Origin of the sequence: Arsenophonus symbiont of Ornithomya chloropus (assembly GCF_964026495.1) — a bacterium.
Lineage (GTDB): Bacteria > Pseudomonadota > Gammaproteobacteria > Enterobacterales > Enterobacteriaceae > Arsenophonus.
In genome coordinates this window covers 118,913-136,096 of record NZ_OZ032148.1, presented here as the reverse complement: position 1 = coordinate 136,096, position 17,184 = coordinate 118,913, and the positions used below count along the sequence as shown (strand labels likewise).

Here is a 17,184-nt window from a genome sequence, read left to right as displayed (position 1 = left end):
TAAAATCATTTTATAAAAATATTCATTAAAACACTGTAAATAAGCATACAAAAATACAGTCATAAATTTTGTTTTAAAAATAAATAATCATGATTATTAAAGGAAATCTATATATCGTATCTGCACCCAGTGGTGCAGGTAAATCAACTCTCATTAAAGCTTTATTAAAAGCTAATTTTTTTTACGATATGCAAGTATCTATTTCTTATACCACGAGAAAAATACGTCCTGGTGAAAAAAATGGTAAACATTATTATTTTATTACCAAAAAACAATTTCATAAAATGATCAAAAATGATGACTTTCTTGAATATGCCTATGTTTTTGGTAATTATTATGGTACTTCACGCATCCTTGTTGAAAAAAAACTTAATAGTGGCATCGATTTATTTTTAAATATTGATTGGCAAGGTTCACAACAAATCCATCAAAAAATAAAAAATGCTCCCAGTATTTTTATTGTTCCTCCTTCAAAAAATGAATTACTTCGTCGTTTAAATTCTCGAGGACAAGATATTAAAGCAACAATTGATAGACGTATGTCACAAGCAGTCAATGAAATAAAACATTATAAAGAATATGATTACATTATTATTAATGATGATTTTAATACTGCATTACAAGATTTAAAATCTATTATTAGATCTGAAAGACTGCGTTCAAAACGTCAAATGCAAAAACATAATACTTTAATTAATAAATTATTAATAGAATAAAAAATTCAGTATACTAACTTATTAATTTCTTTATTTTTTATTATTAAAATATTATAGAAAATGTAATAATTTAAAACGTTATAAAAATGTTGATCACTTTCATCTAGTATATTAGTAATAGCAAAATTTAATATCAGTCAATAAAAAAAAAATCATTAAAAATATTATCAAAAAAAATAAAACAATCACTGTTATTTCTTTACATAAAAGAAAATGAAGTTTAATAAATTTATAATTTTTAGTGTTAAAAAACATAAAAATATAAATAAAATCCTATATCTCATTTACGAAAAATTATCATTAACTACTCAAAAGTTAATTTTTTATCTTAATTTTAAAAACTCAATTAATTTTTTTTAAAGATTATTTTCTATAAAAAATATATATTTTAAATAAAAAAATGTATCATTTAGCAAAAATTTATATAAAAAATCAGATTAAATAATAAATTTGATATTAAATATCATTTATTGTAGCATCTTTTTAGCAAAAATATATTTAGATTAAAAAATATTATATAGCTACATTATTAAATGATATTATTTAGAATACTTTAAAAATTTTTTAAAATATCAAAATACTATTTTTGTAAATACATTACTATATTGCATTGAAAATATATCAAAATTAAACACACTTTATTTATATAAAAAACACAAATTAAAAGTTTTAGAAAAATAATTACACGTATATTTACAAAATATACATATCATATTTTTAATAAAAAAGATAAAAATCATAATAGAAGAAATTTGTTTGCATTTAATAAAATCAACATAAAACAATTTTGCAAGAAAAATAAATTTTTCATTTTACATCTTGATATCTTCTTGATATTCATTAAATAAAAATAAAAATAGAATTAAAAATTAACATTCAAAATCTTATTTCCTAACAACTACAGCATAATTTAAAATTATAAAAATTTTATTATGGATATTTATGCATCCGAATAATCTTTCAAAGAAATTTTGAGATATACAATCAAATACTTTGTCGAAGACATATTTCATACAAATCTCTCCATGAATACAAAAAATTATATTGTTATTCTAAAAACAAATAATTATTCAACCTTTACATACATCAATAATTACTATATCTCATAACCTGCATATTAAAAAATACTAATTCAAAATTATAAAAAAACAATAAATAAAATAGTTAAAATAAGTTTTTTCTTTGCTTGTCTTTTTTATAAGGAAGGACAAAACAAATTTAGTAACTGCTATTAAAATTAAAAAATTGAGAAAAAAGTTGATTAAAATTATAAAAAACCAGAAATATTTTTTTAATTTGTAGAAAATTTGACATTAGATTTCTTTAAAAAATAATTTTTACTTTAAATGGCATAATAATAAAATTATCTAATTTAGCTATTTTTAATTTCGCATACTTTTCATATTTGATATAAATGCTATATTAACACTTATTTTTGTTAACCTTGTTTTTTATAAATATAAAATATCAGATAAAAAAAGAAATTTTCAAAATATTTAGTAGATTTTGGAAAACTTTATAAAATTACTTAAATTTTAAGTTAATTATAAAAATAAAAATACATCAATTACCAAAAAATTAAAAAAAGATATTATTAGTGTCATACAATAATCATTTCACTATATTAAAAAACAACATATTAAAAAATAGCAAAAAAACATGAATAAAAAACAAAAAACAAAACATAATGAATAAATGATTTACTAATAGAGATCAGATAATATAAAAAAAATTTTAGCACTATGATATAAAAGTTAATATAACTCATCAAAGAACATTAACTAATTTTAAAACAGCAAAATAATCAAAAATTTCAATATTTAAGGTATAAATACTAAAAAAAATAAGCGCATTTATTCTTTAATAATTGTAAATTAAAAAAAACATGATATAATTAAAATATATCATAAAATCATAAAAAGAATTAGTCTTATGCATTATTTTTTTAACAATTATTTTTTAATAGAATCAAAAAATATATTTGTATTTTTTAATATATACACTATTATCGAAATTTACATATTAAGACTTCAATCTATATAATAAAATTAATATTTTTTATAAAACCTTAAAAAATTTATATAACAAAAATACCATAACACTTATTCACTAAAAAATTATACTACTCTTCATAATTTTATTATTTTATTAAAATCCAAAAAAAAGATAAAAAGTTAACATATTTTAAAAAAAATCTTTGAAAATCATTATTATTAAATCTAATTTATAAAAAATATAATAAAAAACTATAATTTTTAAAAAACATAAAACATAAATAAAATTAAATTATTATTTATTAAAATATTTTTATTTATAAAAAATAGGATATTAATATTTAATACATCTATATAAAAATGATTACTTATTTTATACTAATAAAATTATAACAAATGAAAAATAGGTAACCATAAATAAAATTTAATAACTAATGCATTAATAATATCTATAAAAAAAGCACCAACCATCGGCACTACAAGAAAAGCTAAATGAGAAGGGCCAAATTGCTTTGTAATCGCTTCCATATTAGCAATTGCTGTAGGAGTTGCACCTAAACCAAATCCACAATGACCAGCTGCAAGTACTGCAGCATCATAATTTCTTCCCATAATTGGAAAAGTGACAAAAATAACATATAACCCCATGACAATCCCTTGTATAATTAAAATAATTAATATAGGTATCGCTAAAGAAGCTAGTTCCCATAATTTTAAACTTATTAAAGCCATCCCTAAAAAAAGTGATAAACTAACATTTCCTAAAAAAGAAACTACATGCTTAAAATTTTTATGATAACCTAAAAATGGTAAAATATTACTTAAAATCACTCCGGTGAATAATACAGAAACAAAAGCAGGCAAAGTAAATTGATAACTTAATCCTAACCAATAAGAAAAAAATTTACCTACTACTATACAAATAGCAATCATAGCTAATGTTTCTATAAAAATTAAAAAACTAATAAATTGTCTTTTTTCTATTGTTTCAAAAAGAATAGATTTTTCTTTAATATTGTTAAAATTTTCTGTAAAACTTGATTTTTTCATATTACGCATTAAAAATCGTACTATCGGTCCACCAATTAATCCACCAAAAACCAACCCAAATGTTGCACAAGCCATTGCAACCTCATTTGCATTTTGAAAACCATAATGTTCAGAAAAAATTTTACTCCAAGCACCACCTGTACCGTGTCCACCAGATAACGTAACAGAACCAGCTAATAATCCAATTAATGGATTCAAACCTAAAAAATTAGATAAAATGATACCTACCATATTTTGAACAATCAGCAAACCAAAAACAACAAAAATAAAAATCAATAATGTTTTACCCCCCACTTTTAAATTAATGAAATTAGCATTTAGACCAACTGTTGAAAAAAAAGCTAACATCATTGGTTCTTGTAAAGATAATTCAAAAGTTATGCTCCAATCAAAAATTATTCGCAAAAATAAAAGCATTAATGCAACAAATATCCCACCAGCAACAGATTCAGGGATAGCATATCTCTTCAAAAAAGCAATTGATTGAAGTAGTTTACGACCAAATAACAATACTAAAGTAGTAGCAAAAAACGTGTCATAGACATCAAAATGATACATTTATATACCTCATTTTATTATTAATTTTTATTTAATAAAAAAAATATTTAATAACAAAAAATATTATAAATTTTATATAACAATCAAAAAATAAGATTATTGATAAAAATTAATTTTTCTATCTAAATACAAACAAAAATTTAAAATTCATTAACATTAAAGTAATAATTTGTTTACTTAAGAATCAAAGATATATAAATTATTGAATTTAATTATTAAAAATTTACTATTTATTTTAAAAATTTTGAGACAAAATCTTCATAAAATATAGTTTTTAACTTTTACAATTATACTATAAATAATTTTATAAAGAGGGAGATGAATATTTTTGAGAAATTATTGAAATAATAGTGAAAACAAAAATAATCAATATTACACTTTTTTAATAAACATAATTTAAAATTAATAAAAATGTTATTAATGCATTTAACAAACAATCTTTATCCACCTACAAATATTATTTTTTTTATAAAACAAAAAACTATTTTTTCTGTATTTTTTAAATATATAAATTATTTATTATATTCTCATTTAATCATAATAAGCATATGCTTTAAATAAAATTTTATTTATAAAATCAAAAAAATAAACCCTATTAAAATTTAATATTTGTATTTAATATTTTAAATATATAATTATTAATATAAAAAAGTTTCATATCTTAATATTTTTTTTAAAAATATTATTTTTACTTTAATACATTTAATTTTATTATGAAACTATTGTTTATTAATATTTATTTGTTATGTTTTTTATGCAAATCAAAAATATTATTTAATAATATGCATTATTTAACTTTGTTATCAAAAATTAAACCTTAAAAAAGATAAAATTTTAAAAAAATTAAATACATTAAAAAAAAATATAGTTTTTATTGAATAATTTTCCTCAATAAAAAATAAAAATAAAAAATATACGTAATTTTAATAAATTAAATAAATAACATTAAAAAATAGTTAAAATATTATTTATAAATAATTATAATAGTAATTATCATAAATAGTATTTTACTATTTAATTTTAAAAAATAATTTTATTTTTCTATAAAAAATATGTACTTTAATATTTTTTATTAAATTATCTATAAGATTATTAATAATGAAAAATAACCAAATTATATGATTTAATATTAACAATTAAAAAAACATAAAACTATAGTTATAAAAAATTATTTTACTTAAATTTTACTTAAAATAAAGCAAAATAATTTTTATTAACTATGAAAAAATATTAAACAACAAAAATTAATTTTACTCTTATCAAACAAAATTAATTTAAAATGTTTTTTTAACAAAAATAAACTCTGATGTAATTCTCGCACTAAACATAATGTTTTATTAGTACTTAACACTGCAACTAAACTAATATCTTTTTTAGAATGCCAAAAAAATTCGACCGGTTGATCTTTAAAGTGTTGATAAAAACACTTTCTATATAAAGGATTCTTACAAATTCCAGAACCTATAATTGCAACTAAAGAAAAACGATCACGCAAAGATATTTTTTTAACTACCCCAATTTTATTTAAAAGATACATAACATTATAGACTACTTCTTTAGTATAACATAACTTAATTAATTTATGATCTAATTGTACACTTTCCGCTAAAGGGCATATTTGATTTTTTTTTAAAAATAAACCAATTTTTTTATATATTTTAAAAAAATTTTTATGCTTTGATAAAATTAATTCTATTAAACAAACATTATCATGACTAGTAACAATTTTTGCATCTGTAGTAGATTTTAATACACGTTCTATTTTTGTTGATCCTTTCTCAGGTTCATGACTACATCTAAGTTGTAAATCAATATTTGTAAAAGAAATTGGCTGTAAAGTACGAGCATGAAGTACTGGTACTGCTAAACGTGCTAATTCGCTGGCTTCATCAAAACGCAATAATGGTAACAAATAAGCATCTTTTACTTTATGTGGATCGGCACTATATATACCAGCAACATCACTCCAAATAGTTACTTTCTTAACTCCTGTTAATGCACCAACTTGTGTTGCTGAATAATCACTACCATTACGCCCTAATAATACTGTTTGACCTTTTTTACTTTTAGCAATAAAACCTGTCATAACTACACGTTTATTATGATATTTTCGCAAATGTTTTTCTAATAATGGTTTTGAAGCTGTTTCATCTATTTCTGGCTGAGAAGAATGCTCTGCACGCAAAAAAAGTCTAGCATCTAACCAATGACTTGATATTCCAAATTCTTCTAATACAGCAGACATTAAACGTGCTGACCAAATTTCTCCATAACCCACAATTTCTGAATAAACATTATTATCAATTGGTTTATTTAATAAATTATTCAAATAAGTAAAGTCACTTAAAAAATTTAACTTTAATAAGTTAGCTCTTTTTTTACTCAAAAGTTTAATAATAAGATTTTCTTGATAATAACATATTGATTTTTGCACTTGAGCAGCCAAAACATGATTAATTTTACTTAATTCTAACCAATGAATTAATTGATTAGTAGTTGTTCCTGCTGCAGATACTACAATTAAATCACCTGGTTCGCTATATTTTTCCATAATATTAGCTACTCGTTGATAACATTTTACATTAGCTAAACTACTACCACCAAATTTATGTAATTGACGATTTTGATATCGTATAATTCCTTTTCTCATTGTATTCATCATAAAAAATTACCTCTTTTGTAGCACATGAAAAATGTCATTTAAATCTATACGATTTTTTATTATCTAAACTTTTAATCCCTTGAAAATTTATAAATAAAAAAATAAAAATAAAAAAATACAAAGATATTTTTTATATCTAACATATATCTAACAATATTTTAAATATACAAAAAGTTATATGATATTTTCATAAAAATAAATTTGAAATTATAGCTTTTTAACAAAATTGTTAAAAATTATATTAAGAATTAATAAAACATTTATTTTTAAACCATCAAATAATAAAATTTCTATTACAAAAATTAAATAAAAATTATAATTATTATGTATAACTAAATATAAGCTTGATCATAAAAATTTCATTTAATATTTTAATAAATTATAAAAAAATATTACTATTAAATTTATTTGTTATTAAAATTTTATAAATAACTATTTGTGATAATTTAAATTAATATTTATATATAAGATAAATTATTTAAAATAATAATCGTAACTATTTTTTATAAAAATAAAAATTAAATATTGATTTACTTAAATCATTTAATTTTATGATTATAAAAACAAAAAATATTTTTTAAAAATTAAAAAATATCTATGACTCAAAATAGCTATAATAAAAAATTACCAAATATATAAAACATTAATAAAATGATTACTTTTTAAGCACTGAGATATTAAATCGTTGCTTAAATTTATCAATACGACCTCCAGTAACTACATCACGCTGTTTACCTGTGTAGAATGGATGACATTTACCACACACATCTAAATTAATGTTATGATGAACAGTTGATTTGATATACATTATATTTCCACAAGAACAAATTGCAGTAATTTTGTGATATTTAGGATGAATACCCTTTTTCATATAAAAATCCTTTAAATTAAAAATTTAATAACATATTATAATAATTAAAACTTAAAAAAGTTAATTTGAAATATTTATTATAAAGTAAAAATAATACAAAATTATTTTTTATAGCACAATAAAATCCATAATAAGTTTAATATTTTATTGTCTAAAAAAATAATCAAAAATATTTATAGTAATCATTTGGAAATAGCAAAAATGACTATCGTGCAAGTTGCACTTCCTATTCATCTTATGCGTACTTTTGATTATAAATTACCATCTAATTTTCCCATACCAAAAAGAGGATGTCGGGTAATAGTACCATTCGGTCTATATAGTCACATAGGTATAGTAATCACACATAGAAATGATACAATAACAAGTAATCTGAAATTGGGATATATTAAAAAAATTTTAGATAAAAAATCATTATTTTCAGATAGTTTATGGTTATTATTAATTTGGGGGCATCAATACTATCATTATCCAATTGGTAAAGTGCTTTTCCATGCATTGCCTATCTTGTTACGAAATGAAAAAAAAATAACATATTTTCCAAAAATACAATGTAAATTAAGAAAAAAAAACAAAAAATCTCAATTCAAGCCAATCCAAGAAATCCAAAACAAACAAAAAAAAAGTTTAGATTTAATTAAAAATTGGCATTTTAATTTAAACATCTTTATTAAAAAAAAACTAAATACAGAACAATTACATGCAATTAAAACAATCAATTCTAATCAAAAATTTAAAGTTTGGTTATTAATTGGAAGCAAAGGTTCTGGTAAAACAGAAGTATGCTTAAATGTAATTGCAAAAATTTTAAATCAAGGTAAACAAATATTAGTACTGATTCCAGAAATTAGTTTGATACTACAAACGATGACACAGTTTAAACAACGCTTGAATATCCCCATTGATGTACTACATTCATCATTAAGTGATACTGAAAAATTTATAATTTGGTTACGCACAAAAAATGGTCAAAATGCAATTCTTATGGGTACTCGTTCAGCATTATTTACTTCTTTTTCGAATTTAGGTTTAATTATTGTTTATTCAGAAGATAGTAATTCCTATAAACAACAAGAAGGATGGTGTTATCATGCACGCGATCTTGCTATTGTTTTAGCAAAAAAAGAAAATATTCCAATTATTTTAGAAACTGAAACACCTTCATTAGAAAGTCTTTATAATATTATAAAAGGAAAATATGATCGTTTAGATCTTAAACATAAAACTATTAATAAAAAAATTGTCCAAAATTTAATCGCTTTAAAAGGACAACCATTACAGTATGGAATGTCACAACCATTAATACGATCTATACGTAATCATCTAAAAGAAAATAACCAAATAATACTATTTTTAAATCAAAGAGGCTATTCAGCAATATTGATATGCCACCACTGTGGTTGGATTCCAAAATGTTTAAGATGCGAAAAGTATTATACGGTATATCGTTATAAAAACCAAATACGATGTCACTACTGTAACACTCAAAAACCTATGCCAATAAAATGCTTGCTATGTTATTCAAAACATCTTTTTCCTTTTGGTTTAGGAACTGAACAATTAGAAGAAGCAATCAAAAAACTTTTTCCTAAAATACCAGTTACACGCATTGATAAAGATACAAAAACAAACATATCTAAAAAAAAATTAGAAAAAAATACTTATGAGCCAGGTACTCATATTTTTATTGGCACTCAAATATTAACTACAAAATACCATTTTCCATACGTTACCTTGGTAGCATTACTAAATGCAGATTATCCACTTTTTTCAAGCGATTACAGAGCTACTGAAAAATTTGCGCAATTTTATACAAAAATATCAAAACATGTTGCAAACAAAATAGGAGCAGGAGAAGTTATTTTACAAACTTATTACCCTGAAAATCCATTAATGTTAACTTTATTAAAAAAAGGTTATGATGCATTTGCACAAGAAACATTAAAAGAAAGATACAATGTTTTTTTACCACCATACACTAGTCATATAATAATTCGAGCAGAAGGTTATTCTAACCAATCTACAAAAACTTTTTTACAGAAATTTCGCAAAAATATTATGGCATCACATAATAATCATGATAAAAATTTTTTAGTTATAGGTCCTATACCTGCACTTTTAGCTAAACGAGTAGGACGTTTTCGTTGGCAATTATTATTGCAACATCCTTCAAAATATTATTTAAAAATAATGCTATCACTAATATTACCTAAAATTATGACATATCCAGAATGTTATAAAGTAAAATGGAGCATCGACGTGGATCCGATCAAATATTAATTTTTTATTAATATATGATAATTAATTTATAAAATATTGCTTATTTCTTTCAAAATTAATACAAATCTTAATCAAAAAACAAATTTATGTATATATAATTTATAAAAAATAAGTAAATAAATCGACTTTTCTATAATATGACCAATATCTTTATTATTAAAAAAAATAAAAAATAATTTTGATATTAAATATAACTACATTTAATTTTTAATATCTATATTTTTTAAACAAAAAATATGCAAAAAAAAGAGAGATTTTTAAAAAACAAGAAAAATATTGTCTATAATAATATTTTATAATAAAAAATATATTATTTTGATATCTAAAAAAACATAATTTAAATATAAAAGATTAATATAAAAAATATTAAAAATATTTTATATTATAATCAATTTTATTTTTAACTATTTTTATACTAATCAAAATTATCAATTATTGATATAGTCAATAAAATTTTTATTTAATATAATTTTTTTGTTTTTAATTATTTTTTTAAAAAAATGATCATCTATAATCTATAAATAATTATTTTTTAATTAATATCAAATATTTACTCAAATCAAAAACAAAAATTATTTGTACTTATATATTTATATATTAATTTTTAATAAAAGATTATATTTTTTATTAAAAATTTATTTAATAAATACAAACATAAAAATGTAATTTTTAATAAAAAATTTTACAATTTATATATAATATATATTATAATAATACAATAATATTATAAAAAATATACAAAAATACATAAAAATAAATTTTAACTAATTTTATTGTAAATATGATAATTATTTGATATTTTTAAACTTAAATACTAGTTATTACTAGTAAAATTCAATAACATAAAAAAATAAAAACAAAACTTTTTATTAATTATTAATCAGCGAATATAAGCGTGATACAAAAAGATTACATAAACAAAAAATACATAACATCTCGTAAAAATAAACATTTAAATAAAACTAATCAAAAATTACCTAAAAATATTATTTTTAAAATTAGTATAATAATTAGTATTTGTATAATTAGCCTATATTATCTCTCAAAAAAAAGTTATACATCAAAAAAATCTTCTTTATTTAATAAATCAACTTTTTATAAATCTTTATTACCAAATATAAATACAAAAAATAATGATAATCTACCTCCAAAACCTGAAGAACGTTGGCATTACATTCAAGAATTAAAAAAAAAAGATAATGATTTAGAAAAATTATATCACTCAGTCAAATCAAATGTAAACAGTAATAATAAAAATATATTAAATAACAAAAAAAAGCAATTAGTTACAGAAATAGATAATAAAAAAAATAATTCTTCTATTAAAACTTTATATAAAAGTAAAAACAAAAAAAATATTAAAACATCAAAAGAAATAATTAATCTTTTGCCAGAAAAATTTACTTTTGATAAAAAATCTATTTTAGCAGCACAAAATAAAATTCAGCAAAATTATTTAATAATAAAATGTCTATCATTTAAAAAAAATGAAGAAATAGAATCCATGAAGGCAAATTTAGCATTTTTAGGTTTAGAAAGTAACATCATTAAAAATAAATCAGATTTTCCTACCATAAGGATAGAGCCTTACAATAAAGAAACAAAAAAAATAAAAAATGATCAATTAAAATCTATAGATTTATCAAATTGCATTCTTCTATAATAGTAAGGGTTGAAAAATCATCTTCTCCCCCCATCTACATTCCTAATAACGCAAATACAAATTTTATTTCATTATAAAAAAATATGATCAAATATTTTTTTTAATATAAAATAATCAAAGGATAATGAATGACCACAATTTTAAGCGTTCGCCGTAATGATCAAGTCGTCATTGGTGGTGATGGACAAGCAAGTATGGGCAATACAATCATGAAAGGTAATGTTCGTAAAGTACGACGTCTTTATAATGAAAAAATTATTGCTGGATTTGCTGGAGGTACTGCTGATGCATTTACATTATTTGAACTTTTTGAAAGAAAAATCGAAATTCATCAGGGTAATTTAACAAAAGCTGCTGTTGAATTAGCAAAAGATTGGCGAACCGACCGCATGCTAAGAAAACTTGAAGCACTATTAGCTATTGTAGATCTAAAAAACTCCCTGATTATTACAGGAAATGGTGATGTTATTCAACCAGAACATGACTTAATCGCTATTGGTTCTGGCGGACCATATGCACAAGCTGCAGCACGTGCTATGCTAGAAAACACAGCAATGAGTGCACGTGATATTACAGAAAAAGCTTTGAATATAGCAAGTGATATTTGCATATATACCAACCATAATTTTAACTTTGAAGAACTTTCTTTAAAATCTTAAGGATTTAAACATGTCTGCAATGACACCTCATGAAATTGTTACTGAATTAAATAATCATATTATCGGGCAAAACAAAGCAAAACGTTCTGTTGCTATTGCATTAAGGAATCGTTGGCGTCGAATGCAACTCAATGACACATTACGTCAAGAAGTAACACCAAAAAATATCTTAATGATTGGACCAACAGGTGTTGGTAAAACTGAAATTGCTCGTAGATTAGCAAAATTAGCTAACGCGCCATTTATTAAAGTAGAAGCAACCAAATTTACTGAAGTCGGTTATGTTGGTAAAGAAGTCGATTCTATTATTCGTGATTTAACTGATGCAGCATTAAAAATGGTACGTCTACAATCTATAGAAAAAAATCGTCATCGAGCAAAAGAACTTGCTGAAGCACGTATTCTAGATGTTTTAGTACCACTATCTAAAAATAATTGGGGAAAACCTGATATACATATAGAGTCTTCTACAACACGTGAAGCTTTCAAAAAACAATTAAGAGAAGGAATGTTAGATAACAGAGAAATTGAAATTGAAGTTGCTACAACAGCAGTTGGTGTTGAAATTATGGCCCCACCTGGTATGGAAGAAATGACTAGTCAATTACAATCTATATTTCAAAATCTTGCAGGACAAAAACATAAAACAAGAAAAATGAAAATAAAAGATGCTTTCAAAATTCTTATAGAAGAAGAAGCATCAAAATTAATTAATCAAGAAGAATTGAAACAACAAGCAATTGATGCAGTAGAACAACATGGTATCGTTTTTATAGATGAAATCGATAAAATTTGTAAACATGGACAAACTTCTGGACCAGATATTTCAAGAGAAGGTGTACAACGCGATTTACTACCATTAGTCGAAGGATGTACAATTTCTACTAAACATGGCATGGTAAAAACCGATCATATTTTATTTATTGCTTCCGGTGCATTTCAAATTGTTAGTCCCTCGGATTTGATTCCTGAACTACAAGGAAGACTGCCTATTAGAGTTGAATTAAAAGCATTAACAACAGAAGATTTTGAACGTATTTTAACTGAACCTAATGCCTCTTTAACAGTACAATATAAAGCATTAATGGCCACTGAGGGTTTAAATATCGAATTTACTCCAGATGGAATTGAAAAAATTGCACAAACAGCATGGAAAGTCAATGAAAAAACAGAAAATATTGGTGCTCGTCGTTTACATACTGTACTAGAACGTTTAATGGAAGATATTTCTTTTAATGCCAATGAACGTCATGGACAAATGATTACAATTAACGCTGATTATGTATCTATACATCTTGATGAATTAGTAGCTGATGAAGATTTAAGTAAGTTTATTTTATAATAACTATGGAGATTAGTCACTATGGAAATTATAGTTCTTATTTAAGAATGATGATTGATATAATCCTTCAAAAAAAAGATTTATAAAGATCTATACATAATGAAATTATGATAAAAATATGAAAAATTCATTATACATATCACAAAAAACAGATTTATTTATTAAATAAATAATATATTTAACTTATCTGATTTATAATGCTTATATCATTGTAAAACATTATAAAAATTTTAACATATAAATAATTACTACGAAAAGTATAAAAAATAATTAATAATTAAATAAATAATCTTTAAAAATTATATATATTTTTAATTTATTGTATGTAATTATTAATATAATATCTATTATATAAAATATATATGATACTTAATATTTATTAAATAAATATCTAAAATGTAAAAAATACAAAAAGAAAAATTACATATTTTTATATAAGATATATTAAGAGAAGCAAAAAAATAAAAATTATCTCAAATACTAATGGTCATAAACAAAATATTATTTTTTTAAAAATAAGTATTATATTTATATATTAAATAAATATTAAAAGTTTATCTTACAAAGATTTTTTAAAATTTTATCTTCATGAACCTAATTTTTTTTCTTTTTTAATTTTTAATTATCATATATAATTTTTGTTGTTTCTAAAACTTAATTATATCAAAATATTAAAATTTAATATTTATATTTTTCATAAAAAATAATTTGCATTAATATTTAATCTATATAAATAATTATAAAAAATTATGCATCACAAAAAATACAAAATTATCATCAATAATAATTAAGAATTATAAAAATACATGAAAAATTAAATACTTATTATGTTTATAAAAAAATCTAAAAATTTTAAAAACATAATATTAAAAATATTTTTTCTATAAAAATAATATTAATTTTATCACAAAACTTTAACTTTCTCTAAAATTATCAAATAAAAATTTTTGGTATTATATTATTTTTAGATTTTATAAGAAGATAAAAATATAATTCCAATTATTAAATTTACCATTATAAGTCAATATATCTTAATTTATATCTTAATTTCTAAAAACTTAATATTATTACACTTATAAACATTATAGATGTACAACTAGAATTATTTTTAAAAAAATTACTGTAATAAAATTTTTTCTAACTATTTTAGTTTATACACAAGATTTTAGTAATACACTTTAATTTTTTACAGTATTTTTTATTTTATTTATTTTTATAAAAATAACTTTATATTCTTTTATATAACTTGAAAAAATTAATTTTACATACTTTATATATATTATCTTTTAAACTATTTTTGATTATAAAAATATAAATAATAGCAAAACTGAAAGATTTTTTTTAAAATTAATATTTTTTACCAAGATTTATTACTATTCCAAAAAAATTTATCATTAAAGTTATTCTTAATATAAACTCCACCATATTAAATTTCACTTATAAAAAAATAACATATTTCATGTTATATTATTACCATTGCTTAAAATTTTAATTTTAATTACTAATAGTCCATTTAATAAACTAATTGTATTTAAATTATATTCTACTCATTATTATAATCTAACATTAATAACTGATCTTACTGATTGGAGTAATATTCCTATAAATAACCGAAAAGTTTTTTCTGATTATATGATCCCTTTTTCTAACAACACCTGTTTTAATTGTTATTTTTGCATAAACTTATGAAAATTAATTTATATTTATTTACCATACCAATTAAAACATACAAACAAAAAACCGAATAATTTTTAGTAAATTAGGTAATCATAATAATAATGATCATATCAAAAAAAAAATATATCATAGCACTCGATCAAGGCACAACAAGTTCACGTACCATTGTTTTTGATCATGATGCTAATATTATTAATATTTCTCAACGTGAATTTTTACAAATTTATCCAAAACCTGGTTGGGTAGAACATGATCCAATAAAAATATGGGCAACACAAAGTGCTACTCTTACTGAAGCATTAGCAATTTCTGATATTCGTAGTGATCAAATCGCAGGAATTGGAATAACTAATCAACGAGAAACTACTATTGTCTGGGAACAAAAAACTGGTAAACCAATTTATAATGCAATTGTTTGGCAATGTCGACGTACTGCTGATTTCTGCACTCAAATCAAAAAAAATGATCCAGAACTTGAAAAATATATTCGTAAAAATACAGGCCTTGTTATTGATCCATATTTTTCTGGAACAAAATTAAAATGGATTCTTGAAAATATTGAGGGAGCCTATGAACGAGCAAAAAATGGTGAATTACTTTTTGGTACTGTCGATACTTGGTTAGTATGGAAAATGACACAAGGACGTGTTCATATTACTGATTTTACTAATGCATCCCGTACTATGCTATTAAATATTCATAAATTAGATTGGGATCAAAGAATTTTAGATGCTTTTAATATTCCTAAAATTATGTTACCAAAAGTACGTCCATCTGCAGAAGTTTATGGACAAACAAATATTGGGGGTAAGGGGGGGGTGCGTATTCCAATAGCTGGAATAGCCGGTGATCAACAAGCAGCACTATACGGACAATTATGCGTACAACCTGGAATGGCTAAAAATACTTATGGAACAGGTTGTTTTTTATTAATGAATACAGGTACAAAAACTAAAATTTCTAATCATGGATTATTAACAACTATTGCTTGTGGGCCAAAAGGTGAAGTGAATTATGCTTTAGAAGGTGCCGTATTTATGGCAGGTGCTTCTATACAATGGTTACGTGATGAATTAAAATTAATTGATGATGTCAATGATGCAGAATATTTTGCAAATAAAGTAAAAAACAATAATGGTGTTTATGTTGTTCCAGCTCTAACAGGGTTAGGTGCACCATATTGGGATCCATATGCTCGTGGTGCTATTTTCGGTTTAACACGGGGTACTAATCGGAATCATATTATCAGAGCTACCTTAGAATCAATTGCTTATCAAACTCGTGATGTATTAGAAGCAATTCAAAAAGATACAAATACACGCTTAAAATCATTACGTGTTGATGGTGGTGCAGTAAAAAATAATTTTTTAATGCAATTTCAATCTGATATATTAGGAACTTATGTAGAACGTCCTATCATTCGTGAAAGTAGTGCATTAGGAGCAGCTCTACTTGCTGGTTTAGCAATAAATTTTTGGAAAGATTTAGATGAAATTAAAGAAAAAATGAATATAGAAAAAACTTTTACTCCTAGTATTGCAACCACTGAACGCAATTACAAATACAATGGATGGAAAAAAGCAGTTTCACGTGTTAAAGATTGGAAAGAAAATATATAGATAAATATAATTAATGGATAGAAATAAAAAATTATTCATTTCATTAAATTTAAGAAATAACATATACATAAATATTAAAAATAATTATTGTTA

8 protein-coding genes and 1 pseudogene are annotated in these 17,184 nt (G+C 21.8%); 6 read left to right on the top strand and 3 right to left on the bottom strand.

What is annotated here, in order from left to right:
• Positions 1–92 precede the first annotated feature (92 nt).
• Positions 93–716, top strand: coding sequence for a guanylate kinase (gene gmk, locus ABNS14_RS00570; protein ID WP_348666647.1), 624 nt, complete (start codon positions 93–95; stop codon positions 714–716).
• Between the two features lie 2,381 nt (positions 717–3,097).
• On the opposite strand, the gene gltS is transcribed toward gmk, so the two are convergent.
• The 3 genes and pseudogenes from gltS to rpmE form a co-directional block, all read right to left on the bottom strand.
• Positions 3,098–4,318 (bottom strand): sodium/glutamate symporter, encoded by a 1,221-nt coding sequence (gene gltS, locus ABNS14_RS00565; RefSeq protein WP_348666436.1) that lies wholly within the window; start codon positions 4,316–4,318, stop codon positions 3,098–3,100.
• 1,246 nt (positions 4,319–5,564) lie between these two features.
• Positions 5,565–6,968: pseudogene (metL, locus tag ABNS14_RS00560) on the bottom strand (bifunctional aspartate kinase/homoserine dehydrogenase II); the annotation flags it as partial.
• 667 nt (positions 6,969–7,635) lie between these two features.
• Positions 7,636–7,851 (bottom strand): 50S ribosomal protein L31, encoded by a 216-nt coding sequence (rpmE, locus tag ABNS14_RS00555; RefSeq protein WP_348666435.1) that lies wholly within the window; start codon positions 7,849–7,851, stop codon positions 7,636–7,638.
• 201 nt (positions 7,852–8,052) lie between these two features.
• Between rpmE and priA the strand changes: the two genes are divergently transcribed.
• The 5 genes from priA to glpK all read left to right on the top strand — a co-directional run bounded on the left by priA (position 8,053) and on the right by glpK (position 17,091).
• Positions 8,053–10,131: a replication restart helicase PriA gene (gene priA / locus ABNS14_RS00550; RefSeq protein ID WP_348666434.1), complete on the top strand. Its 2,079-nt coding sequence runs from the start codon at positions 8,053–8,055 to the stop codon at positions 10,129–10,131.
• 895 nt (positions 10,132–11,026) lie between these two features.
• Positions 11,027–11,794 (top strand): hypothetical protein, encoded by a 768-nt coding sequence (locus ABNS14_RS00545; protein WP_348666433.1) that lies wholly within the window; start codon positions 11,027–11,029, stop codon positions 11,792–11,794.
• A 128-nt stretch (positions 11,795–11,922) separates the two neighbouring features.
• Positions 11,923–12,453 (top strand): ATP-dependent protease subunit HslV, encoded by a 531-nt coding sequence (gene hslV / locus ABNS14_RS00540; RefSeq protein ID WP_348666432.1) that lies wholly within the window; start codon positions 11,923–11,925, stop codon positions 12,451–12,453.
• 10 nt (positions 12,454–12,463) lie between these two features.
• A complete protein-coding gene (gene hslU / locus ABNS14_RS00535; RefSeq protein ID WP_348666431.1) occupies positions 12,464–13,795 on the top strand; it encodes an HslU--HslV peptidase ATPase subunit in 1,332 nt (443 codons plus the stop codon).
• A 1,778-nt stretch (positions 13,796–15,573) separates the two neighbouring features.
• The gene (glpK, locus tag ABNS14_RS00530) at positions 15,574–17,091 is read left to right on the top strand and encodes a glycerol kinase GlpK (RefSeq protein ID WP_348666430.1); all 1,518 of its coding nucleotides are present in this window, start codon (positions 15,574–15,576) and stop codon (positions 17,089–17,091) included.
• Positions 17,092–17,184 lie beyond the last annotated feature (93 nt).